The 1,781-nt window shown below is 63.3% G+C and carries 1 protein-coding gene; it reads left to right on the top strand.

Annotation, left to right across the window (positions count from 1 at the left end):
- Positions 1 to 192: 192 nt before the first annotated feature.
- A complete protein-coding gene (locus H276_RS0122315) occupies positions 193 to 1,728 on the top strand; it encodes a PPE domain-containing protein (protein WP_019973493.1) in 1,536 nt (511 codons plus the stop codon).
- Positions 1,729 to 1,781: the final 53 nt, after the last annotated feature.

Genomic DNA, 1,781 nt, shown 5'->3' with positions numbered 1-1,781 from the left:
TCGAACAACGCCTCAACGAAGCACTCCACAAAGCCACCACCCAAGCCTCAGCCGCCATCACCGCCGACCGCGAACGACTCGACCAAACCGTCGCCACCCTCACCCAACACGAATAACACCACCTGATCCGAGACTCCCACCGGGGCGATACACCGTTATCAGCTGGTATTGCAACAGTCAGAGGGGAATGCCATGACAAGCGAACAGTCATTCGTCAAAGTGACGCCAGAGACCCTGGACGCGAAAGCCACCGCGCTGGAGGCGGACCTCCCGACCGTGCCGGAGATGCCCAGCCTTGGGGACACACCGTGCGAACTCCAGCTGGCGCGGAAAGCCCTAGCCATCATTGCCGCTTCGCTGGAGAACCTGAGAACTGCGGTTGCCGCCGGAAACGCCGAGGCGAAGCGACTTGCCACGTGTCTTCATGCCACAGCTGATGTCTATCGGATCGTTGACGAGACCAAGGCTCGATCGCTCGACGGTGGCGTTCCGACGGGTGTCGAATCGATCCAGCCGCGGCCCCAATTCGATGCCGACTCGGTTGCGGTGACCTATGCCGGCGACGGCCTGCCGGCACCGGCCCCCGATGACGATCCCGACTGGGAACCCGCCGCCAAGGCCATCAACACCTCCGACGGTGGCCGAAGCCTGCTCGACTTGAAAGAACAGATTCAGAAGCTGCAGACCGCAATCGGCGAGCGCGCCCAGTTGTACAACCTGGACAACACCCACTGGGAAGGCGCTTCGGCCGAGGCAGCCGAGATAGCTTTTCGCAAACATCAGTCGTGGCTGCTCGATACGCTGGCGCCGGCATGCGGCAAAGTAAACGATCAGATACAGAAGCTTGTCGACACGCATTACTCGGAACAGCCCAACCACCCGACCGAGATGGACATCGCATCCGTCGAGAACGAACAAGACGGTGACTCCTGGAGTCGGCTCTACCAGATGAAACAGGAGCAATCCACCCAAACACTAACTCGGTACGCCAACGGGCTCGACATCTCCCCGATTCGACCAGAAGGACCCCCACAAGGCGGCTACTCAACACCTCCGGTAAAACCGGATGATGTTCCTCGCGGCAAACCGGGCGGGCAGACCGAGAAGCCCGGGGGCAGCGCGGACCATAAGACCGGCGGCGCGGGTGGCAGGAATTCGAGTCCGTCCAATGAATCCAGCTCTGCCCGAGATACTGCGTCAACCATGGCAGCGCAGCAGCCGCAGTCGGCTGGTCCGTCCGGGGCCGGCTCGCCATCGGGTGCAGGCGGGTCGCCCGCCGGCGGTGGTTCACCTGCGGGCGCTGGCGGATCTCCTGCTGGTGGGATGCCGGGTGGGCTGGGAGACGCTAAACCCTCGTTGCCGAAAGTTAAAGAGCCCGAACTGAAACCGGCCGGTCTCGGCGATGGCGGTGCTGGTGGAGGCGGAGGCGGCGTGCCGTCGGCACCGCTGGGAACAGCTCCGAGTGGCGTCGACGCCGCAGCAGCATCCGCCCGTGGTCCGGTGCCTGTTGGCACTCCGCCCGTGGGTGCCGCTGGTGGTGGTATGGGCGGCGGTGGCATGGGTGGCATGGGCCATGGCGGCAGCCAACAAGGCAAGGAGAAACGCCGCGACCCCAACCTGTCCCCCGACGAAGACCTCTACACAGAAGACCGCGCCTACACCGAACCAGTCATCGGACGCCAAAACCCGCAACGACGTCGCAAAGAAGACGGAAAGGAGTCCTCGTGACCGACGGCATGCACCCCGAAGTCGCCGCAGTCCTACAAAAAGCACAACAACTG

Source organism: Mycobacterium sp. 141 (assembly GCF_000382405.1).
Taxonomy (GTDB): Bacteria; Actinomycetota; Actinomycetes; order Mycobacteriales; family Mycobacteriaceae; genus Mycobacterium.
This window is presented reverse-complemented; position numbering and strand designations above follow the sequence as displayed.